This is a genomic window from Limnohabitans sp. (assembly GCF_030158565.1).
GTDB lineage: Bacteria > Pseudomonadota > Gammaproteobacteria > Burkholderiales > Burkholderiaceae_C > Limnohabitans_A.
This window is the reverse complement of record NZ_JAOASQ010000010.1, coordinates 18,550-40,532: the sequence shown is the minus strand read 5'-3', so window position 1 is coordinate 40,532 and position 21,983 is coordinate 18,550. Positions and strand designations below refer to the sequence as shown.

20 protein-coding genes are annotated in these 21,983 nt (G+C 61.7%); 8 read left to right on the top strand and 12 right to left on the bottom strand.

The window, feature by feature from the left end:
- Nucleotides 1-30: 30 nt before the first annotated feature.
- Entirely contained in the window at nt 31-636 is a 606-nt protein-coding gene (locus Q1W40_RS01840) for an isochorismatase family protein (RefSeq protein ID WP_108322725.1), read from the bottom strand.
- A gap of 72 nt (nt 637-708) precedes the next feature.
- Here Q1W40_RS01840 and Q1W40_RS01835 point away from each other — a divergent pair, with 72 nt between their 5' ends.
- Nucleotides 709-1,308 (top strand): C40 family peptidase, encoded by a 600-nt coding sequence (locus Q1W40_RS01835; RefSeq protein WP_233250002.1) that lies wholly within the window; start codon nt 709-711, stop codon nt 1,306-1,308.
- Nucleotides 1,305-2,009, top strand: coding sequence for a VOC family protein (locus tag Q1W40_RS01830; protein WP_300708286.1), 705 nt, complete (start codon nt 1,305-1,307; stop codon nt 2,007-2,009). Before Q1W40_RS01835 ends, Q1W40_RS01830 begins: the two co-directional genes overlap by 4 nt.
- Before the next feature lie 6 nt (nt 2,010-2,015).
- On the opposite strand, the gene Q1W40_RS01825 is transcribed toward Q1W40_RS01830, so the two are convergent.
- The 3 genes from Q1W40_RS01825 to Q1W40_RS01815 form a co-directional block, all read right to left on the bottom strand.
- Nucleotides 2,016-3,191 (bottom strand): YbfB/YjiJ family MFS transporter, encoded by a 1,176-nt coding sequence (locus Q1W40_RS01825; RefSeq protein WP_300708284.1) that lies wholly within the window; start codon nt 3,189-3,191, stop codon nt 2,016-2,018.
- A gap of 148 nt (nt 3,192-3,339) precedes the next feature.
- Complete coding sequence (locus Q1W40_RS01820; protein WP_300708282.1) at nt 3,340-3,834, bottom strand: hypothetical protein; 495 nt, start codon at nt 3,832-3,834, stop codon at nt 3,340-3,342.
- Between the two features lie 356 nt (nt 3,835-4,190).
- A complete protein-coding gene (locus tag Q1W40_RS01815; RefSeq protein ID WP_300708280.1) occupies nt 4,191-6,269 on the bottom strand; it encodes a DEAD/DEAH box helicase in 2,079 nt (692 codons plus the stop codon).
- A gap of 106 nt (nt 6,270-6,375) precedes the next feature.
- On the opposite strand from Q1W40_RS01815, the gene ylqF reads away from it, so the two are divergent.
- The 4 genes from ylqF to Q1W40_RS01795 all read left to right on the top strand — a co-directional run bounded on the left by ylqF (nt 6,376) and on the right by Q1W40_RS01795 (nt 10,666).
- A complete protein-coding gene (gene ylqF / locus Q1W40_RS01810) occupies nt 6,376-7,323 on the top strand; it encodes a ribosome biogenesis GTPase YlqF (protein ID WP_300708279.1) in 948 nt (315 codons plus the stop codon).
- A 153-nt stretch (nt 7,324-7,476) separates the two neighbouring features.
- Nucleotides 7,477-8,346 carry a fumarylacetoacetate hydrolase family protein gene (locus tag Q1W40_RS01805; RefSeq protein ID WP_300708278.1) on the top strand — a complete coding sequence of 290 codons (870 nt, stop codon included), beginning with the start codon at nt 7,477-7,479 and terminating at the stop codon, nt 8,344-8,346.
- Nucleotides 8,347-8,363: 17 nt separating this feature from the next.
- Nucleotides 8,364-10,028 carry an FAD-dependent oxidoreductase gene (locus Q1W40_RS01800; RefSeq protein WP_300708277.1) on the top strand — a complete coding sequence of 555 codons (1,665 nt, stop codon included), beginning with the start codon at nt 8,364-8,366 and terminating at the stop codon, nt 10,026-10,028.
- A 44-nt stretch (nt 10,029-10,072) separates the two neighbouring features.
- Nucleotides 10,073-10,666, top strand: coding sequence for a 3'-5' exonuclease (locus Q1W40_RS01795; protein WP_300708275.1), 594 nt, complete (start codon nt 10,073-10,075; stop codon nt 10,664-10,666).
- Nucleotides 10,667-10,673: 7 nt separating this feature from the next.
- On the opposite strand, the gene Q1W40_RS01790 is transcribed toward Q1W40_RS01795, so the two are convergent.
- From Q1W40_RS01790 to Q1W40_RS01770, 5 genes are read right to left on the bottom strand one after another with little or no spacing between them, the layout of a single operon-like run.
- Entirely contained in the window at nt 10,674-11,261 is a 588-nt protein-coding gene (locus Q1W40_RS01790) for a malonic semialdehyde reductase (protein WP_199222238.1), read from the bottom strand.
- A gap of 35 nt (nt 11,262-11,296) precedes the next feature.
- Nucleotides 11,297-12,304: a tripartite tricarboxylate transporter substrate binding protein gene (locus Q1W40_RS01785; RefSeq protein WP_300708271.1), complete on the bottom strand. Its 1,008-nt coding sequence runs from the start codon at nt 12,302-12,304 to the stop codon at nt 11,297-11,299.
- Nucleotides 12,305-12,341: 37 nt separating this feature from the next.
- Nucleotides 12,342-12,959 carry a nuclear transport factor 2 family protein gene (locus Q1W40_RS01780; protein WP_108322736.1) on the bottom strand — a complete coding sequence of 206 codons (618 nt, stop codon included), beginning with the start codon at nt 12,957-12,959 and terminating at the stop codon, nt 12,342-12,344.
- An 18-nt stretch (nt 12,960-12,977) separates the two neighbouring features.
- On the bottom strand, nt 12,978-13,280 hold the full coding sequence (locus Q1W40_RS01775) for a Dabb family protein (RefSeq protein WP_300708267.1): 303 nt from the start codon (nt 13,278-13,280) through the stop codon (nt 12,978-12,980).
- A 12-nt stretch (nt 13,281-13,292) separates the two neighbouring features.
- Nucleotides 13,293-13,598 carry a YciI family protein gene (locus Q1W40_RS01770; protein ID WP_300708265.1) on the bottom strand — a complete coding sequence of 102 codons (306 nt, stop codon included), beginning with the start codon at nt 13,596-13,598 and terminating at the stop codon, nt 13,293-13,295.
- Nucleotides 13,599-13,744: 146 nt separating this feature from the next.
- Here Q1W40_RS01770 and Q1W40_RS01765 point away from each other — a divergent pair, with 146 nt between their 5' ends.
- On the top strand, nt 13,745-14,644 hold the full coding sequence (locus Q1W40_RS01765; protein WP_300708263.1) for a hypothetical protein: 900 nt from the start codon (nt 13,745-13,747) through the stop codon (nt 14,642-14,644).
- 98 nt (nt 14,645-14,742) lie between these two features.
- Complete coding sequence (locus tag Q1W40_RS01760) at nt 14,743-15,525, top strand: class II aldolase/adducin family protein (protein ID WP_300708261.1); 783 nt, start codon at nt 14,743-14,745, stop codon at nt 15,523-15,525.
- 107 nt (nt 15,526-15,632) lie between these two features.
- On the opposite strand, the gene lpdA is transcribed toward Q1W40_RS01760, so the two are convergent.
- From lpdA to aceE, 3 genes are read right to left on the bottom strand one after another with little or no spacing between them, the layout of a single operon-like run.
- Nucleotides 15,633-17,492 carry a dihydrolipoyl dehydrogenase gene (gene lpdA / locus Q1W40_RS01755; protein WP_300708259.1) on the bottom strand — a complete coding sequence of 620 codons (1,860 nt, stop codon included), beginning with the start codon at nt 17,490-17,492 and terminating at the stop codon, nt 15,633-15,635.
- Between the two features lie 9 nt (nt 17,493-17,501).
- Complete coding sequence (gene aceF, locus Q1W40_RS01750; RefSeq protein ID WP_300708257.1) at nt 17,502-19,226, bottom strand: dihydrolipoyllysine-residue acetyltransferase; 1,725 nt, start codon at nt 19,224-19,226, stop codon at nt 17,502-17,504.
- A gap of 15 nt (nt 19,227-19,241) precedes the next feature.
- Complete coding sequence (gene aceE, locus Q1W40_RS01745; RefSeq protein WP_300708255.1) at nt 19,242-21,938, bottom strand: pyruvate dehydrogenase (acetyl-transferring), homodimeric type; 2,697 nt, start codon at nt 21,936-21,938, stop codon at nt 19,242-19,244.
- Nucleotides 21,939-21,983 lie beyond the last annotated feature (45 nt).

Sequence of the window (21,983 nt, the reverse complement as noted above, 5' to 3'; positions counted from 1 at the left end):
CGCAAGACAAGGCGGACAAGCCGCCTGGCTTCACTTGAACAAACTTTGCAGCAATTTAAAGTCGGGGTGCTCCGCCGTTCGGATCCACTCAAAGGCCACCATCTCGGCCGTCACCAACTCGGCGCCAGCACCGGCCAAGCGGTCGTAGGCCGCATCGCGGTTGCGTTCGGTGCGCGAACTGCAGGCGTCGGTCACCACCCACACATCGAATTCGTCTTCAAGCAAATCGAGCGCCGTTTGCAGCAAGCAAATGTGGGCTTCGCAACCCGCCAACACAATGGTTTTGCGCTCCTGGCTTTCAGGCTGGGGCTTTTGCAAGTGACGCGGCAAGCTGCGGGCGTTGCCACGGGGCGGCTGGGCAGGCACGGGTTGCAGCCATTCCCCCAGGCCCTCTTCCACGGCGCTGAATTGCATCTTGGCCAGCACTTTGCGGCAATGCGAGCGCAACTCTGGCGGCATCTCCCCCAGGCGCGATGGGTTCTGCTCGGTGCCCCACACGGGCAGCTCCAAGGCAGCGGCCAACTCGGCCAGCTTGGCGGCGTTGGACCAGACGCTCTCGGCGTCCAGCATCACCGGCTTGAGCTTGGCCTGGAAATCCACCAAAACCAACTGACTCTCTTCGACATCGATCAACATATCAAAATCCATTCTTTAGATGGAACGATTGTCGCAGGAGCGCCCAGCGCACTTTGACGACATGAATATTGAATGATTTGGCATGACATCCAATCCGACAATCAGTTATGCTCGAAAGTTATGCGTCAGTTATTCCTTTCTCTTTGTTGCCTGATCTTCTCGTCAGTGGCACTTGCCGCGCCGACGGATGAAGAAGCGCTCAAACCTTTGGTCGAAAAAGGTTTGATGTCCCAATTCGCAGGTCAATTGAGCACAGCCAAAGACAAAGCCAGCGGACAAGCCACAGGACTGATCACACAAGCCATGGACCTGCTCGGTGTGCCCTATCGCCGTGGCGGTACCAGCGAAGCATCGGGGTTCGATTGCAGTGGTTTTGTCCGCTACCTGTATGAAAATTCGGTCGGGCAAATCCTGCCTCGACGCGCTGAAGAACAAGCCCACAGCACAGAAACCATTGACCGCAGCGAACTCAAGCCCGGCGACCTGGTCTTCTTCAACACCATGAAGCGCGCTTTCAGCCATGTGGGCATTTATGTGGGCGATGGCAAATTCATCCATGCCCCACGCACTGGCAAGGCGGTTAAAGTCGACGACATGCGCAGCGCCTATTGGCAAAAACGGTTCAATGGGGCGCGGCGCGTTCCACTTGACACCGAACCGAACAAACCATGAACTCTCAAATCGACCACCTCGTGGTCATGGCCTCGACGCTGGATGCGGGCGTGGCCTGGTGCGAAGCCACTCTGGGCATCACCCCTGCAGCTGGCGGCGAGCACGACAAATACGGCACCCACAACCGCCTGTTCAAAATCGCGTCGCCCAAGCACCCGCTGGCCTATTTTGAAATCATCGCCATCAACCCGGATGCCCTAGCCCCCAAAGGCTCCGTGGCACGCTGGTTCGACATGGACGACAAGGCTCTGCAAAAAGCCGTGGCCCAGGCGCCTCGTCTCGTCACTTTTGTGGCCAGCACCGACGACATCAAGGGCGCTCGCCATGCGCTGCGGACCCAGGAGATCGAGCGCGGCCAAATCGTGCATGCCAGCCGCAAATCGAACAAAGGCACCCTCAACTGGCAAATCACCGTGCGCGAAGACGGTGAACGGCTTTTCAACGGTTGCCTGCCCACCTTGATCCAGTGGGGCAAGCCCGATGCCTCTGAGCCGCTGCGCCTGCACCCGCGCAACAGTCTGCCCCGCTCGGGCGTGACGCTGCAAAGCATCGCCATCAGCCACCCCAGCGGCCCCAAGCTGCAAGCCGCCTACGAAGCGATCGGTCTGCAGGGCATCGCCATCGCAACGGGCCCAGCCAACATCACCGCCACCTTGCAAACCCCCAAAGGCCTGGTGCAGCTGGACAGCCTGGGCATTTGAAAAGCCTCAGCCCTGCCCCTCATCGGGCAGGGTCGCCAGCAGCGCCATGCCTGCGGCCATGACGCCTGCCGTGAGCCATAAAGCCCCCTTGAAAGTGCCCGTGGCTTGCGCCATGGCCCCCGCCACCACCGGCGCAATCACTTGAGCGGCGCCATAGCTCAAGGTCAGGCGGGCCATGGCCTTACCGGGGTTTTGCGGTGCACGGCGACCGACCAAAGCCAGCGTCAAGCTGACAATGCCGATGAAGGTCGCGCCGTAGCCGATGGCCCCTCCCAAAGCAGCGGCGAGCGAGCCCGACAAGGCGGGCAAGATCACCGACAGCGTCTGCAAGCCAAAGGCCAGCAACAAAGCCCGCGTGTCGCCCCAGCGCCGCGCCACCTTGTCCCACAAAAACACCGCAGGCATGGCTGCGAGGCCCACCAAGGCCCAAGCCAATGCGCCCTGCCCGGCCAAAGCCGGTTCGCGCTCGACAATGGCCACGGTGAAGGTGGCGCTGATGACAAAGCCCCAGCCCGCCGCAAAGTAGCTGCCCGCCATGGTCAGCATCCAACGGCGCGAGACCTTGTTGGGTGCATCGGCGGCGCTGCTGGCCGCAGGTGCAGGTGGCACCGGTGGTCGCCAAGCCCAAGCCGGCACAAAAAACACCAAGCCAATGGCCGCCATGGCCAGCCACTGCGATGACCACAAAGTCCAAATTTTCGAGACACTCCAAACCCCGACGGCCGACACCACGATGCCCAAGCCCAGACCAATGAAAAGGACACCCAGCTCAGGCCTGCGGCCCTGGCGCATCAACCAGCCCAGCACCAGCCCGGCGCCGAGCAACATGCCCGTGGCGCCACACAAACCGCCCAGATAGCGCCACAGCGCCCAGGCCGGCATCCAGGTCGACAGCGCCATGCCGGCCACCGTGAGCAAGGACATCCACAGCCCCATGCTGTAGAGCCGGTGGCGCCAGCGCACATCGTCGATCCAAGCGGCGGCCAGCGCGCCCGAGATATAGCCCGCGTAATTGATGGCTGCCAATGCGCCCGCACTGGCATCGCTCAAGCCGGTTTGCAATTGCAAGGCGGGCAACAAAGGGGTGTAAGCAAACCGGGCCAGACCAATGCTGAGCACCAGACCAAAAATGCCGCCGATGATGACCTGCCAGGGTTTGAGGTGCGATGCGTCAGTGCTCATGGATTGCGATGTTGAAGCCAAGTGGCCTTGGTGCAGATTGTGGCTTAGCCAACGTAATGGACTTGTAGCCGCCAAGACAGGTGCCCCACCAAAAGCCACCGCAGTCGCAGCTCAGGTCGCCAGCTTTGCCACGCAGACATCTCCACGTTCAGCGCCGCCCACTGCCGGGTTTGACCAAGTCGGCATCCACCCAGGCTTGCGCCGTCTGTCGGTTGAGCTTGAAGCCGGCCTCCACCTTGAACTCGGCCAGGGTCTCGCCAACCTCGTCTTGGGCGGTCAGCAAGGCATAAGGGTTGTCCTCATCGGGCACGATGCGCAAGAGCACGGTCACACGGCCGTCTTGGCTGTTCACCGTCACGCTCTGGTTGAGCTGCGCATGCAGCTGCTGCTCGCTGCGGCGCACAAACTCGCTGGCGGTTTTGACCAGCGTGATGAAGGCCGTGCCATCCAGCGGCTTGGGGTTCTTTTTGTCTCGGCCCATGGTCCAAGGGCCGACCAACGCGGGCTCGGACTCACCGGCTTTGTACATGGCCACTGCCCAACCGTCATCGTCTTCATTTTTGATGACCTTGGCGGTCCATTGCTCGTCTTGCCAAAAGCGGGCTTCCTGCAGCAAGGGCGTGTCTTGGGTGTCTTCGGTCATGGTTTGTTAGAGAAATGTGGGATGGCGATCATGCCTGATGAAACCAAGCCCGATGAAGTTGACATGTCAGCGCAGCACCTGTTTTTGTGATCCCGGGCGAAGACCCGGGGTCCATGGTTCAGGGCAGTCCTTTGCAAACGCCAGCTGGGCGCGATGGATCCCGGATCAAGTCCGGGATGACAAATGAGCCAATTCCGGCATAACAGACCATGCAATTCCGCGATGACAGATGGAGCAAGTCTGGGGTGACAGATGCAGCAAGTCCGGCATGACCGCTCTGTTTTGTCATCCCGGGCGAAGACCCGGGATCCATTTTGCAGCACAGCCCTTTGCCAACACCCATTGCACGCATCGGTTCAAGGCTGCAAATGCAAAGCCAGCACCAGCACCTGGCTTGCGCCTTGCTCGCGCAACAGCGCTGCGGCCACGGTGGCGGCCCAGCGGGTGCGCACCGTGCTGGCGACCAGCAGCACCGGCCCGTTCGGCAGTTGCGCATCACCTGCCAAACGCATGGCCGACTCCAGATGCGCCACAACAGGGGTCGAAGCGGTGTCGTCGGGCGCAGGCCCGCCGCGCCAACTGAACACATCGTGCAGCGGCAAGCGGCCCTTGCGCGCAATGTGCTCGGCCAGCAAGCGGTTGGCGGCCATGTCGGGCGCGGGCAGCGGCACCACACACACCGGGCGTGCAGGCCAGGTCTTGGCCCAGCGCCCCAATGTGGCAACGGCCCCGGCCAGCAAATCGGGCGGCACCTCACCGGGGGCCAAGCGCAAAGCCTGCAGCTCGGCCACCCAGCCCGGGTCATCGGCAAAGGCCACAGCGCGGCCCGCATCAAAACCTCGGATCGTGCCTTTGCGCCCGACCCCGGCCGGCCAGCGTTTGCGCGGCTCGATGTCCACGTCCATGCCGCGCAAGAAGTTACGTGCCGCGATCAATTTGTCTTGTGAGGGCGTCAAGCCCGGAAACGGCACATGCCCAGTACAGACCGAACACCGCCCGCAAGGCGCAGGCGACGGATCGTCCAGCGCCGTTTGCAAATACGCCATCAAACAGCCCGCACCGTGCGCGTACTGGCGCATGATGCCCGCCTCTTGCTGACGCACTTGGGCCAATGCTGTCCATTTGGCCGTGTCGTGCTCATACGGCACGCCCGTGGCCCGCCAGGCAGAGCCGTCTTTGTCCACCACGCCCTCCACCGCCAAAATTTTCAGCAGCGCCTCCAGCCGCCCCCGGCGCACGCCCGTGTCGGCTTCGATCTCGATCAAGCTGCGTTCGTCACCGCCCAGGCTTTTCAGCACCTTGGCTGCCGTCGTCGGATCGGGAATCGAGGCGGTGGCGAAGTAATCCCAAATGCGCTCGTCGGCATCGGACGGCAGCAACACCCCTTCGGCGTGCGCCACCGCCCTGCCCGCCCGGCCCACCTGCTGGTAATAGGCCACCGGGGTGGAGGGCGAACCCACATGCACGCAAAAGCCCAAGTCCGGTTTGTCGTAACCCATGCCCAAGGCCGAAGTGGCCACCACCGCCTTGACCTGGTTGTGGCGTAAACGCTCTTCCACCTTCAATCGGGTGTCGGCGTCGATCTGCCCGCTGTAGGCATCGACCGCATGGCCACAGCTGCGCAAAAACGCCGTCAGCCGCTCGGCCTCGGCCACCGTCAGCACATACACAATGCCCGAGCCGGGCAACTGCGCCAGCGCATCGGCGATCCAGGCGTAGCGTTGCAGCGGCGACAAACCTGGCACCACCGACAGGGTGAGCGAAGTGCGGGCCAAGGTGCCACGAAACGTCACGGTGCCCGCGCCCCCGCCCGCTTGCAACTGCCTGCCAATGTCCAGCGTCACCCGCTCATTGGCGGTTGCCGTCGTCGCCAACACACTTGCATGGGGCGTGGACAACAGCGCCCGCGCCAGCCGCTGGTAATCGGGCCTGAAGTCAAAACCCCAATCGCTGATGCAATGCGCCTCGTCGATCACGATCAGGCCCACCCGGGCCAGCAAAGCGCCCAGCCGCGCCGCAAAACGCGGGTTGCCCAGCCGCTCGGGCGAGACCAACAGCACGTCGATGGCGTCGTCGTCCAGCCGCTGAAACACCTCGTCCCAATCGTCAATGTTCGTGGAGTTGACAGTGGCTGCCTTCAGGCCCGCCCGCTCAGCCGCGCTCACCTGGTCGCGCATGAGGGCAAGCAAGGGCGAGACCACCAGCGTGGGCCCCGCGCCCGTGCTGCGGATGGCGTGCGTGGCCGCCCAATAGACCGCCGACTTGCCCCAACCCGTGGCCTGCACCACCAGCACACGGGATGCGGGCTGTAGCACCGCATGAACAGCGTCCACCTGGTCCGGGCGCGGCGTGGCACCCGGTCCGGCCAAGCGGGCCAGCACGGTGTTCATGTGGTCTTGCGCAAAGGCGCAGTCTTCGGCTTGGCGGGTGTTCATGACGTTTCTCCCTGATATTTTGTTTGTGGCATTTTGCGACCAAGTGGGCCATTCGGGAAGTCAACGACAATCACCATCTTTGACATTTGGTCTTCAGCAGCTTTTTATGGCGATTCAATGGTTCCCCGGACACATGCACCTCACGCGCAAGGCGATCGGGGAGCGCATCAAAGAGATTGACGTCGTCATCGAGATGCTCGACGCACGACTGCCCGGCTCGAGCGCCAACCCCATGCTGGCCGAGCTGATCAAGGGCAAGCCTGCGCTCAAAATCCTGAGCAAGCAAGACCTGGCCGACCCCGCCCGCACGGCGCAGTGGCTGGCCCACTACAACGCCATGCCCGGCGTGAGCGCCTTGGGCCTGGACACCAGCATGACATCGCCCGCCAAGGCCTTGATCGATGCCTGCCGGCAACTCGCGCCCAACCGGGGCGGCATGATCAAGCCCATGCGGGTCCTGATTTGTGGCATCCCCAACGTGGGCAAATCCACCCTGATCAACACCCTCAAAGGCAAACGCGCCGCCAAGACCGGTGACGAAGCCGGGGTCACCAAGCAGGAAATGCGCATCGCGCTGGCCGATGACTTTTACCTCTACGACACCCCCGGCGTGCTGTGGCCGCGCATCATCGTGGAGCAAAGCGGCTTCAACCTGGCCGCCAGCGGCGCGATTGGCGTCAATGCGTTTGACGAAGAAGTCGTTGCGCTGGAGCTGCTGAACTACCTGATCCCGCACTACCCGCAGGCGCTGACCGAGCGTTACAAGATCGCCGACGTGCCCAGCCACACCGACGAAACCCTGCTCGAAGCCATCGGTCGCGTGCGCGGCGCCATGCAAAGCGGCGGTCGCGTCAACACCACCAAGGCTGCGCACATCGTGATCCACGACTTCCGCTCTGGGGCCCTGGGCCGCGTGAGCATCGAAACGCCAGCGCAATTTGCCCAATGGCTGGCCGAAGGCAAGAAAGCCGATGCCGAGCGCGCTGTGCGCAAAGAAGCCAGCGACAAGGGCAAGAAGTCGGGGCGCAAGTCGGCTGGTAAACAAGCAGGCTGATCGGCTGGGGGCCAGCCTAGCCCCACAGGTGACACAGGGGGAGAAATTTCTCACCTAGGATTCTTAGCAAGACAGGTCATGCGCCTGATGTTGCTTGTAAGCGAGCGGCTCAGAACTCAACCCGAGTACAGCGACCACTCCCCGAAGGATCCCATGAAACTCATCAGCTACACGCAGGACAACGCCACCCGCTACGGGGTCTTGTTGGACACAGGCGTGGTGGACATGCGCCACTGCATGGACAACGCGCCCACCAGCATCAACGACTTCTTTGCCCAGGCCAGCGGCAACGCGGCGCTGATGGCCAGCATCGCCCAACGCGCCGCCAGCGCACAAGCCACGCCCTTGAGCCAAGTGAGCTTGCTGCCTTGCGTGCCACGCCCCAGCAAAATCATTTGCTTGGGCGTGAACTACCACGACCACGCGGCCGAAGGCGGCAACAAAGTGGCAGACTACCCCACCATCTTTTTCCGTGGGCCTTCGTCGCTGCTGGCGCACAAAGGCACCATCCCGATTCCGCCGATCTCCACCTCTTTGGACTACGAGGCCGAACTGGCCTTGGTGATTGGCAAAACCACCCGCAATGTGAGCGAGGCCAACGCGCTGGATTCGGTGTTTGCCTACGCCTGCTTCAACGACGCCACTTTCCGCGACTACCAGCGCAAAACCACCCAATGGACCGTGGGCAAGAACTTTGACCAAACCGGTGGCTTTGGCCCCCACTTGGTCACCGCCGACGAGTTGCCACCCGGCTGCGTGGGCCTGCACATCGAGTCACGCCTGAACGGCCAGGTCATGCAAAGCGCCAGCACCACCGACATGGTGTTCCATGTGGCACCCACGATTGCCATGATGTCGGCCTGCATGACCCTGGAGCCCGGTGACGTGATCGTGATGGGCACGCCAGCCGGTGTGGGCTATGCGCGCAAACCGCCGGTGTGGATGCAGCCCGGCGACACCATCGAGATCGACATCGAAGGCATCGGCATTTTGAGCAACCAGATCGGCTTGCTGGCCCGCTGAACCGGACACATCGCTTCATGACGCCAACCCTCCAGGTCGATGTTCTGATTGCGGGCGGTGGCCCTTGCGGCCTGATGCTGGCCATTGAATTGGGCCGACGCAACATCCGCTGCCTGCTGGTGGATGCCAAGCCCGGCACCGCCTTCAACCCGCAAGCCAATGCCACGCAGGCACGGACCATGGAGCATTTCCGGCGACTGGGTTTTGCGCATGAAATCCGCAGCATGGGTTTGCCGCCCGATCACCCGACCGACATCGCTTACCTGACCCGCTTTGCCGGCACCGAGCTGGCCCGCTTGCGCTTGCCCACAGCGGCCGCTGCGCCACAAGCGATCAAAAACATGTCGGGCTCATGGAGCGCGGCCGAGCTGCCCCACCGGGTCTCGCAAAAGTTTGTCGAAGTGAACTTGCACCGGCATGCCCAAGCACAAGCCAGTGTTGACATGCGCTACGGCTGGCGGCTTCAGGCGTTCAAGGACACCGGCGCGGGCATCGAGGCAACGGTGCAAGCCGTGGATGGCGGCGAGTCGCTGAACGTGCAGGCCGCCTACATGGTGGGGGCCGATGGCGCACGCAGTTTTGTGCGGCACGAACTGGGCATTGCCTGGGGCGGCGCCACCGGCTTCAAGCGCAACTTCATGGGCGGCAAGATGCTGGCCGTGTACCTCAAGGCGCCCGAGTTCTATGCCCGCAACCCCAATGACCGGTCCTGGATGTACGTGGTGGTCAACCCCGAGCTGCGCGCCTTCATCATGTCGGTCGACGGGGTGAGCGAGTTTGCCTTTCACATCCAGATGGCCGATGACGCTGCCACCGAGGCCCTGACCGAAGCCGATGCCCGGCGTTTGTTTGCGCAGGCCTATGGGCAAGCCATCGAGATCGAGATTTTGTCCATGGCCACCTGGATGGCCGGGCACGCGCTGGTGGCCGAGTCGTTCCAGCAAGGCCGTGTCTTTTTGGGCGGCGATGCCGCGCACCTGTTCACCCCCACCGGTGGCTTGGGTTACAACACGGCGGTCGAAGACGCGGTCAACCTGAGCTGGAAACTCGCCAGCGTGCTCAAGGGACTGGCCCCGCCCGCTTTGCTGGACAGCTACCACCTGGAGCGCCACCCGCTGGCGGTGCGCAACACCGGCTATGCCCGTCAATTTGCGGACTCCATCGGTTTGTTCGACGCAGCCCCCGAGCTGGAAGACGACAGCCCGCAAGGCGAAGCGGCACGGACGCTGGCCTCGGAATACCTGAACGGCCATGTGCGGCGCGAATTCAACATCCCCGGCGTGACCTTTGGCGGGCGCTACGACGGCAGCCCCATCATCGTGGGCGACGGCAGCTCGGCCCCGCCCGATGCCGCCAACAGCTACACCCCCTGCGCCACGCCGGGCGGCAGACCGCCCCACGCCTGGCTGGCCGATGGCCGCTCGCTGTATGACAGCTTCAACTTCGAATGGACCTTGCTGGCATTGGGCGATGCGCCGCCAAATGCCCAGGCTTTCACGCAAGCGGCCCGTGACAAGGGACTGGATTTGAAAGTGGTGAGCCACCCTGGCCCCGACTTGCTGGCGCTGTATGAGGCGCCCTTGGTCTTGATCCGCCCCGACCAGATCGTGGCATGGCGAGGTCACGAGGCCACCCACGCACACGCCATCCTGGCACAAGCGCTGGGACTGGTAACGGGATAAGGCGCTACAGTCCATGGTCAATCCACGGACCCGAACACGCCTTCATGAACATCCACCACGCCACGCCAGACAAAGACGCCATCGCCCTGCTCCCACCTTTTGAACGGCTGGGGCTGGACCGCATCACACTGGTGAGCACGGGTGCTCAAGCGCAAGAGGCCAAAGCGCAACTGCGCAACGCTGCGGCCTGGGGCTTTGATACAGAGTCCAAGCCCACCTTTCGTGTGGGCGAACCATCGGACGGGCCGCACATCCTGCAGTTGTCCACCGCTGAACGCGCTTGGGTGTTTCAACTGCACGAAGGCGCGTGCCGAGACGTGGCGGCCGAACTGCTGGCGCTTGCAGGCATCGTCAAGGCTGGTTTTGGTTTGGGCGATGACCGCAAACGCATCATCCAGAAACTGGGCATTGAGCCCCAAGGCATCCTGGAGCTCAACACCGTCTTTCACCAACGCGGTTACCGCAAAGACATGGGTGTCAAAGGCGCGGTGGCGGTGCTGTTCAATGAACGCTTCATCAAATCCAAGAAGGCGGCCACCAGCAACTGGGCCAACGCCCGTTTGAGCGAGTCACAACTGGTGTACGCCGCCAACGATGCCTACGCGGCCTACCGCGTTTGGCAAGCCTTGGCGATTTGAATACAGCTCAGTAAACCGTACACGCCTGCTCAAAACTCAAGCGCGGGTTGCGCGCAAACAGTTTGCTCTCATCGCCATAGCCCAGGTTGATGAGAAAGTTGGCCGTGCAGCGCCCGTCCGGGAAAAACTCTGCATTGACTTTGGCCAGGTCCACACCGCTCATCGGGCCGCAATCCAGCCCCAAGGCGCGGGCAGCGATCATGAAATAAGCCCCACCCAAAGTGCCGTTGCGCGTGGCGGTGCCTTGTGCCAATGCGGCATTGCCCTCAAACAAGGCTTTGGCCCCAGGGTTGTTGGGAAAGACCACAGGCATGTGTTCGTAGAACTGGTTGTCGGTGGCCACGATCACGCACACGGGTGCCGATTCGGTCTTGACCACGTTACCAGGGCTCAGTGCTGGCATGAGACGCGCCTTGGCCGCTTCGGTCGTGAGGAACACATAACGCGTGGGCTGCGCGTTCATCGATGTCGCGCCCATCTTGGCGATGTCGTAAATGTCTTGCAGCAGCGAAGCTGGCACGGGTTTGTCGAGAAAGCCGTTGGCCGTGCGGGCGTTCAGAAACAGTTGCTCAATGGCGGCGTTGTCAATTTTCATGAGGAGGAGGCTCCAGTTGGAAAGATGGGGAGAATTTATTCTGCTTTGATGCCGATGTCGCGCACCAACTTGGTCCAGCGCTCCACATCGCGACGCACCAAGGCGCGGGTCTGCTCGGCATTGAGTGCCAAGGGCTTGCCACCCGCCTTGCGGAAGTTGTCTTGCAAATCCGTTTGCGCGATCACTTTGGCCAGCTCACTGCGCAGGCGCTCTTGCACATCGGCGGGTGTCTTTTTGGGCACGAAATAGCCAAACCAAGACTCCAGGTCCAGCTGTGCCACACCGCTTTCCAAAATGGTGGAGACATCCGGGTGCATGGGGTTGCGCTCGGCACCCGAAACCGCCAGGGCCTTCACGGTGCCCGCATTCACCTGCACGCGGGCCGTGGAAGACAGATCGAAGAACAGGTCAACGCGCCCGCCCAATAAATCTTGATAAGCCGCCTGGGCCCCGCGATACGGCACATGCACCAGGTTCACCCCCGCCAAATGCCACAGAGCCGCGGCCAGCACATGTTGTCCTGAGCCGTTGCCCGCAGAGGCATAGGTCAGCTTGCCGGGGTTGGCCTTGGCATACGCCACGACATCTTTGAGCGAGTTGAAAGGCAAATCTTTACGGGCCATCAAGGTGTAGCTGTAGCTCACGGCCAGACCCACCGGCTCGAAATCGCGCAAGCTGTCGTAGGAGAGCTTGTCGTACAAACCCATGTTCAGCGCGATGTTGGAGACCGAGCCCAACAGCAATGTGTAGCCATCGGGATCGGCTTTGGCGGCAGCGTCCGTGCCCACCAGCGTGCCCGAACCGGGCTTGTTCTCCACCACGATGCTTTGCCCCAGCGGCTTGCCCAATCGCTCGGCCAGCGCACGCGCCACAAAGTCAAAACCGCCACCGGGTGGCTGAGGCACGATCACCTTGAGTGCGCGATTGGGGTACGCGCCCTGCCCCCATGCGCCAGGCGCCAGCCCGACCAAGCCCGCAGCGGACAAGGCCTGCAAGAAAGCCCGGCGATGCGCATCAGACACAGGAATACAACTTTGATCCATGGAATTCACCTCACAAAATGAATGCGATTTTTTGAACTCAGCGCTCCAGTGCGCCACCAGCGAGCCAGCGTGCGCCGCGCTTGTACAGCTCATCGACCACCGGGCCCTTGAGCATGGGCATGTCCATCTTGACCGTGTAACCAATGCGCGTCTGGATATAGGCCAGATGGCGATAACCCTCCGGGAAGGTGGCCAGTGCCGCTGTGTCAAGCTTGAGCACAGCCGTGGAGTCCACCGGATCAATGCGGTCTTTTTCGTAGATCGGTTGGCGGTGCAGCAACTTCCACTCGCCGTTGTGACGGGTCACGAAATCGTAAAACCGCCCTGTGCAAACCACATCGCACAGCACGGGGCCGTTTTCGCCCTCCACCATGCCGCGCTGCGAAATGGTCATCTTGGTCTGGGCAATGGCCCGGTCACCCGCGACCTCGACGGCAGAGCCGCCCAGAAAGTGCAGGATGCTCACGCCCTTGGCCCAACCTTCTTGGGTCACGCGGATGAATTCGCTGAACGGCCCCTGAAACCAGGTGGCCATCATCACACCCTCGGGGTGCCACACGGTGGCAAAGCGGTCCCAATCGCCGGCGTCGCGCCATACGGCCCAACGCTCGACCATTTGGCGGATCAACAACTCGTCGTTCAATGCTGGGCTCATCTCTTGTCTCCTGATCAATCAATTGGGGGTGTAGTCCACTTGGTGGCGCGCAATGCGCAAATCTGCCACCTCATTCTTCACACGCGTGTGCTCTGGGTGACTGGCATAGGCATCCAGCGAGGCCTGGCTGTCAAACTCGCTGTAAAGCACCACATCGCAGGCGTAGTCGATGCGGCTGCTGTCCACCCCGATTTCCAGGTGCAGCAAACCAGGGATACGGCCTCGCAAACTCTCAAAGCTGCGCTGAATCTGATTCACAGCCCCCAGGCGCTCTTCGGCTGAGTCGCCGCGCACGTTCCACATCACAATGTGTTTGATCATGGCGTATGTCCTTCATGCTGCGGGCGGAAAGCCCATTTTTTGGGGCCATAGGTTCACAAAGGCCTGCACCGATGCGCTGCCATACAAACCGGCTCGGGTGAACGGCTCATCGGCCAGCCACGCATGCGCCGCATCGCGGCTGGGGAAATCCATCACCAACAAACTGCCCAACATGGTGCTGCCATCGTCGTGGGTGAACGGCCCTGCAAACGCGATGCGCTCAGCTGCGGCCGCCAAATAAGCCTTGTGCTCGGGCCGAACGCGCTGGCGCAGCGCGGACGAGTCGGGTTTATCGATCAAGATGAATGCAAAAAGCATCATTTGTCTCCGTGTTGGGGTGTTTGAGATCATTCTTTCATGCGCCCAGCACAGGATCAGTCCTGCAGAAGACACCCCTGCGAAGCCCTAAAATTGGCCCGGTCCTGGGATCGCTGTTCGAGCCCAACCACAACCGAATTTCCACCATGTCCGAAGCCACGGCCCCATGTGCCGACACACCCCCAGAAACCACCAACACAGTGCTGGACTTTGCCAACGCCTTGTGGCGCGTGCGCAGGCCCAAGCCGTTTGTGTTGGTGATCGAAGGTGAAGTCGGCCAAGAAGGCACAGCGCCCTGCGACTACCTGCACGAGCAACTGCTCTTGCCCGAATGGCGCGAAGCCTTTTACCAATTGGTGGATGCCACCGGCTTGGTGGTGTGCCTGAATACACACACAGAGCACCCCACCTACCGCGACGTGCGCGGGCGCTCCAGCAAAGGGCGGCTGAGCCAAGGCGAGTACTACCACCACGACGGCTGCACCGGCCCCGTCAAGCCGCGCTTTGTGGAAATTCGCTGCCCCATCCAGCCGCAAACACGCGGCGTGGCCACCGCCGTGGCACCGCACCGCGATGTGGTCAAAGCCATGGTGCAGGTGCTGCCCACGGAGCTGGCTGCCAACGCGGCACTCGCTGGGCAAGACATGCGCCGCGAAACACTGGACCAGATGGACGACGCCGCGCTCGACCACTTGCAAGGCCTCATCACGCGCACCGTGCGCAAAAAGCTCAACGCCGAAGGCGCACGCAGCTACTTCCGCCAAGTCGATGCCGCCGCCAACGCCTACTTTGAACCTTGGGCCTTGGGCGAAAGCCGCTTCATTGCCAACGCCAACAGCGGCATCACCATGCAACACCGCCGCGCCTACCAAGCCCCCCACACCGGCGGCGTGGCCAATGGCCACTTGGTCAAGCGCTGGACGAATGAAGAGCTGCTGCTGCCCGGCCAGGTGGTGGACCAAGCCTTGATTGCGGCGCTGTGCAGCGAAGAAGGTGATGAATCGGATGGGGAGCGGGCTGAGGGGTGTTACCTCGGGGCGCATTGAGCAGCTTTTCGGCGCGTATCCTTTTGCCGCACACGTGACAGTTCTGCAGACCGTACATGCATAAAGTGCAGTCCAGATCCCTCATCGAAAGAGCACCCATGTCGTCCGCATCAACCTCAGCAAACGCCACATCACACAGCCAAGACGACCCCGTTTGGCAAGCCAAGGTGCACTTGGCCGCCGCTTTGCGTTTGGCGGTGCTGCACGACTTTGACGAAGGCATCGACAACCATTTCACCGTCATGGTGCCTGGGCGTGAAGACCAGTACCTGATCTCGCCCTTTGGCGTGCACTGGTCTGAAGCCAAAGCCAGCACCATGATGGTTTTCAACGAAGCGGGCGAAACGCTGGAAGGCACGGGCGTGGTCGAGCTGTCGGCGCAATCGATCCACGCCCCGGTGCACCGCCTCACGGGTGCCAAAGTGGTGCTGCACACCCACCAGCCCTGGGCACTGGCTTTGAACATGCTCAAAGCCAACCGCTTGCTGCCCGCCACCCAAACCGCCGCCTTTTTTGACGGCGTCATCGCCTACGATGACCACTACACCGGGCTGGCCGCAGAATTGTCCGAGGGCGAACGCTTGTCGCAGCTGATGAGCGGCGGCAAAACCGTCCTCTTCATGAAAAACCATGGCGTGATGACGGTTGGCGATACCGTGGCACAAGCCTACCGCAGGCTTTACAAACTCGAAAAAGCCTGCCGCACCCAAGTGCTGGCCATGGGCACAGGCCAGCCCCTGAACGTGCTGACCGAATCGGTCATCCAGCGCATCAAAAACCCCAGCCCGCAAGACCGCCACCCCCGCAGCGAACGCGAGCGCCTTTTTTTTGAAGCCATGATGCGGGTGATTGACCGGGTGAACCCGGGTTATGCCGATTGATTCAAAAAAATGGGCCGCTGAACTAGGCTGCCCTGCTTTCAAGGCCTGATGTGAAAAAGCCGCCAACCCTTTCAGGTTGGCGGCTTTTCAGTTGGGGCTTGAAGCGTTTACTTCTTGCCAGGCGGCAAGTCCGTGCAACTGCCGTGTGCCACCTCCGCCGCCATGCCGATGCTCTCGCCCAGCGTGGGGTGTGGGTGGATGGTTTTGCCGATGTCCACAGCGTCTGCGCCCATTTCGATGGCCAGAGCGATCTCGCCAATCATGTCGCCCGCATGCGTGCCCACCATGCCGCCGCCCAAGATCTTGCCGTGGCCGTGGGCCTCGGGTGAATCGTCAAACAGCAGTTTGGTCACGCCTTCGTCGCGGCCGTTGGCAATGGCGCGGCCCGAGGCGGTCCAGGGGAACAAGCCCTTTTTCACCTTGATGCCTTGCGCTTTGGCTTGGTCTTCGGTCAAGCCCACCCAAGCCACTTCGGGGTCGGTGTAGGCGACGCTGGGGATGACGCGGGCGTTGAAAGCAGCGGCAGCGAGTTCTTTGTTGCCTTGCAACTCGCCCGCGATGACTTCAGCCGCCACATGTGCTTCGTGCACCGCCTTGTGCGCCAACATGGGCTGGCCCACGATGTCGCCAATGGCAAAGATGTGCGGCACGTTGGTGCGCATTTGGATGTCGACGTTGATAAAGCCTCGGTCGGTCACCGCCACGCCTGCTTTTTCAGCAGCGAGTTTTTTGCCATTGGGCGTGCGGCCCACGGCTTGCAACACGAGGTCGTACACCTGCGGCGCGGGGGCTGTGCCGCCCTCTTCTGCCGGTGCAAACGTGACTTCAATGCCTTCGGGCAAGGCGCGTGCGGACACGGTCTTGGTCTTGAGCATGATGTTGTCAAAGCGCTTGGCGTTCATCTTTTGCCAGATCTTGACCAAGTCGCGGTCAGCGCCTTGCATGAGGCCGTCCATCATTTCCACCACGTCCAGGCGTGCGCCCAGCGTGCTGTAAACCGTGCCCATCTCCAGACCGATGATGCCGCCGCCCAAGATGAGCATGCGCTTGGGCACTTCTTTGAGTTCCAAAGCGCCTGTGCTGTCAACCACGCGGGGGTCGTTGGGCATGAAAGGCAAACGCACGGCTTGTGAGCCTGCGGCGATGATGGCCTTCTTGAAGGCGATCACTTTTTTGCTGCCGTTTTGTTCTTGCGCGGTGCCAGTGGTCTCGGACACTTCAAGGTGGTTGGCACCCACGAATTGGCCCAAGCCGCGCACGGTGGTGACCTTGCGCATCTTGGCCATGGCAGCCAAGCCGCCGGTGAGTTTGCCGATGACTTTTTCTTTGTGGCCGCGCAGCTTGTCGATGTTGACCACGGGTGCACCGAAGTCCACACCCAAGTCGGCCATGTGGCTGACTTCGTCCATGACGGCTGCGACGTGCAGCAAGGCTTTGGATGGAATGCAACCCACGTTCAAACACACACCGCCCAAGGTGGCGTAGCGCTCAACGATGACGACGTTCAAGCCGAGGTCGGCCGCGCGGAAGGCTGCCGAATAGCCGCCTGGGCCACCGCCCAACACGAGCACATCGCACTCGATGTCGGCAGAGCCACCGAAGCTCGAAGCCACGGGTGCGGGACCTGCAGCCACCGCAGGCGCTGCGGCTGAAGCGGTCGGTGCCGACGTGGGTGTAGATGCCGGTGTAGATGCAGCAGCGGGTGCTGAGGCGGCAGACGCAGCAGCGCCCTCGCCTTCGAGCACCAACACGACAGAGCCTTGCTTGACCTTGTCGCCGAGCTTGACTTTGAGTTCCTTCACAACGCCAGCGTGGGAGGACGGGATTTCCATCGAGGCCTTGTCGGACTCGACGGTGATGAGCGATTGCTCGGCCTTGACGGTGTCGCCGGGTTTGACCAGCAACTCGATCACGGCCACTTCGTCGAAGTCGCCGATGTCTGGAACTTGGATATCAATCATTGCCATATCAAGTCCTTAGAGCAACACGCGACGGAAGTCGCTGAGGATTTGACCCAGGAACGCGTTGAAGCGTGCCGCTGCGGCGCCGTCGATGACGCGGTGGTCCCATGTCAAAGACAGGGGCAGCATCAGGCGAGGCTGGAAGGCCTTGCCGTCCCAGACGGGTTCCATGGTGCTCTTGCACACGCCCAAAATGGCCACTTCGGGCGCATTGATGATGGGCGTGAAGTACTTGCCACCGATGCCACCCAGGCTGGAGATGGTGAAGGTCGCACCCGACATGTCGGCGGGGCCGAGCTTGCCGTCACGTGCCTTTTTGGCCAACTCGCCCATTTCCTGGCTGATCTGCAGGACACCTTTTTTGTCGGCGTCCTTGATCACAGGCACCACCAGGCCGTTGGGCGTGTCGGCGGCAAAACCGATGTGGTAGTACTGTTTGTAGATCAGCGCCGAATTGTCTGATGCAGCGTCCAACGAACTGTTGAACTCGGGGAACTTCTTGAGCGCGGCCACGCAGGCCTTGATCAGGAAGGCCAGCATGGTGACCTTGACGCCGCTCTTCTCGTTCTCTTTGTTGGTCGAGACGCGGAAGGCTTCGAGGTCGGTGATGTCGGCATCGTCGTGGTTGGTGACGGCCGGGATCATCACGGCGTTGCGCAAGAGGTTGGCGCCGCTGATCTTCTTGATGCGCGACATTTCCTTGCGCTCGATCGGGCCGAACTTGGCAAAGTCCACCTTGGGCCAGGGGATCAGGCCCAACTCGGAGCCGCCGCCACCCGAACCTTGCGCAGGGGCCTTGGCAGCCTGTGCCTTGGTTTGTGCAGCGCCCGACATGATGGCCTTGGTGAAGGCTTGCACGTCGTCTGTGGTGATGCGGCCCTTGCGGCCGGAGCCTTTAACTTCGTCCAGCGGCACACCCAGCTCGCGGGCAAACTTGCGCACCGAGGGCGACGCATGGGGTAAGCCCAGCGTGGCACCACCGGGGGCGTGGGCGGGCGCTGCCACGGCAGCGGCTGCAGCGGCCACAGGCGTTTGCGCTGCAGCAGGTGCAAATACAGGCGCTGAAGCCACGGCCACTGCGGGGGCAGCAACAGCAGCAGATGCCACAGGCGCAGCAGCAGCGGTGCCCTCCAGCACCGCCAGCAGGTCACCAATGTTGACCGTGTCGCCCACTTTGACTTTGAGCTCTTTGAGCACGCCAGCAGCCGAGGACGGGATTTCCATCGAGGCTTTGTCGGACTCGACCGTGATCAGCGATTGCTCGACCTTGATGGTGTCGCCGGGCTTGACCATGACTTCGATGACGGCCACGTCTTTGAAGTCGCCGATGTCGGGAATGCGCACTTCGACAGGGCCTGTGGCTTGTGCAGCGGGGGCAGCGGTCGCTCCACTGGATTGCTTCGCTTCGCTCGCAATGACGGGAGAGGCGCTTGCAGTGACAGGAGCGGCGCTCGCCGTGACGGGAGATACGCTTGCAGCGACGGCAGGTGCAGCTGCCGCGCCAGCAGCCTCCACCACCAACACGATCGAGCCTTGCTTGACCTTGTCGCCCAGGGCCACGCGCATTTCCTTGACCACGCCCGCCGTGCTCGACGGGATTTCCATCGAGGCTTTGTCGGACTCGACCGTGATCAGCGATTGCTCGGCTTTGACGGTGTCGCCCACTTTGACCATCAACTCGATGACGGTCACTTCATCAAAATCCCCGATGTCCGGGACTTGTACTTCTACCAATGCCATGTGTGTCTCCCGAATTTATGCGTACAGCGGGTTGATCTTGTCGGTCTTGATGCCGTACTTCTTGATGGCCTCAGCCACCTGAGCGACGGGCACTTTGCCCTCTTCGCTCAGCGCCTTCAGGGCCGCAACCACGATGTAGTGGCGGTTGACCTCGAAGTGCTCGCGCAGCTTGCTGCGGAAGTCGGAGCGGCCAAAACCATCGGTGCCCAGCACTTTGTAGGTGCGGTCTTTCGGAATGAAAGGACGGATCTGCTCGGCATAGGCCTTCATGTAGTCGGTCGAGGCCACCACGGGGCCGCTGTGCTTGGCCAGTTGTTGACCGACAAACGACACACGGGGTGTTTCCAGCGGGTGCAGCAAGTTGAAGCGCTCGGCGTCCTGGCCGTCGCGGGTCAGTTCGTTGAAGCTTGGGCAGCTCCACACATCGGCCTGAATGCCCCAGTCGGTGGCCAGCAGGGTTTGGGCGGCAATCGATTCGCGCAGGATGGTGCCCGAACCCAGCAATTGCACGCGCTTTTCACCAGCGGCACCAGGCTTGCACAAATACATGCCCTTGATGATCTGCTCTTCGGTGCCGGGTGTGAGGCCGGGCATGGCGTAGTTTTCGTTCAGCAACGTCAGGTAATAGAAGACGTTGTCTTGCTTCTCGACCATGCGCTTCAAACCGTGGTGCAGGATGACGCCGACTTCGTGTGCGAAGGTGGGGTCATAAGACACGCAGTTGGGGATGGTGTTGGCCATGATGTGGCTGTGACCGTCTTCGTGCTGCAAGCCTTCGCCGTTGAGCGTGGTGCGGCCCGATGTGCCGCCCAGCAAGAAGCCGCGCGCTTGCATGTCGCCCGCAGCCCAGGCCAGGTCGCCAATGCGCTGGAAGCCGAACATCGAGTAGTACACGTAGAACGGCACCATGATGCGGTTGCTGGTCGAGTAGCTGGTGGCCGCAGCGATCCAGCTGGACATGCCACCGGCTTCGTTGATGCCTTCTTGCAGGATCTGACCGGCTTTGTCTTCCTTGTAGTACATGACCTGGTCTTTGTCGACCGGGGTGTAGTTTTGACCTGCGGGGTTGTAGATACCGATCTGGCGGAACAGGCCTTCCATACCGAAGGTACGGGCTTCGTCCACCAGGATGGGCACGACGCGTGGGCCCAAGGCCTGGTCACGCAAGAGCTGCGTGAGGAAGCGCACATAGGCTTGGGTCGTGGAGATTTCACGGCCTTCGGCAGTGGGCTCCATCACGGCCTTGAAGGTGTCGAGCGAAGGCACGGTGAAATTTTCTTCGGCCTTGGTGCGGCGGTGTGGCAGGTAGCCACCCAGCGCCTTGCGGCGCTCGTGCAGGTAACGCATTTCGGGCGTGTCTTCTGCCGGCTTGTAGAAAGGGATGTTGGGCAACTCGCTGTCGGGGATCGGCAGGTTGAAGCGATCACGCATGTACTTGATGTCTTCGTCCGTCAGCTTCTTGGTCTGGTGGACGGTGTTCTTGCCCTCACCGGCCTTGCCCATGCCAAAGCCCTTGACGGTCTTGATCAGCAGCACGGTAGGTTGGCCCTTGGTGTTGACGGCCTTGTGGTAAGCGGCGTAGACCTTCTGAGGGTCGTGGCCACCGCGCTTGAGGTTCCAGATGTCGTTGTCAGAGAGGTGCGCCACCATCTCCAGTGTGCGGGGGTCGCGGCCAAAGAAATGCTTGCGCACATACGCGCCATCGTTGGCTTTGAAAGCCTGGTAGTCGCCATCCAGGGTGTCCATCATCAGCTTGCGCAGCGCGCCGTCCTTGTCGCGGGCCAACAGGTCGTCCCACTCGCTGCCCCACAGGCACTTGATGACGTTCCAGCCGGAACCACGGAACTCGCCTTCGAGTTCTTGCACGATCTTGCCGTTGCCGCGCACCGGGCCATCCAGGCGCTGCAGGTTGCAGTTGACGACAAAAATCAGGTTGTCCAGCTTCTCGCGTGCGGCCAGGCCGATCGCGCCCAGCGATTCGACTTCGTCCATCTCGCCGTCGCCACAGAACACCCAGACCTTGCGGTTTTCGGTGTTGGCAATGCCACGGGCGTGCAGGTATTTCAGGAAACGCGCCTGGTAGATCGCCATCAGCGGGCCCAGGCCCATGGACACCGTGGGGAACTGCCAGAACTCGGGCATGAGCTTGGGGTGCGGGTAGCTCGACAGACCCTTGCCGTCCACTTCCTGGCGGAAGTTGAGCAGTTGCTCTTCGGTCAGGCGGCCTTCGAGGTAGGCGCGGGCGTACACGCCGGGCGACACGTGGCCCTGGATGTAGAGGCAGTCGCCACCGTGGTTTTCACTCTCGGCATGCCAAAAGTGGTTGAAGCCAGCGCCAAACAAACTGGCCAAAGACGCGAAGGAGCCGATGTGGCCACCCAAATCGCCGCCGTCTTCAGGGTTGTGGCGGTTGGCCTTGACGACCATGGCCATGGCGTTCCAACGCATGTAGGCGCGCAGGCGCTCTTCGATTTCGAGGTTGCCAGGAGCGCGCTCTTCTTCCTGCGGCTCGATGGTGTTGACGTAGCCCGTGGTGGCGGAAAACGGCATGTCGATGCTGTTCTCGCGGGCATGTTCAAGGAGTTGCTCAATCAGAAAGTGGGCACGTTCGCCACCTTCTTTTTCAATCACGGCGGACAGTGCGTCCATCCATTCACGGGTCTCTTGCGAATCCAGATCGGGCTTCGGCTGATGTGGGTTGGCCGCTGTCATGCGTGTCTCCTGTTTGTTGTGGGTTAAATGATGCCCGTAAGTTTC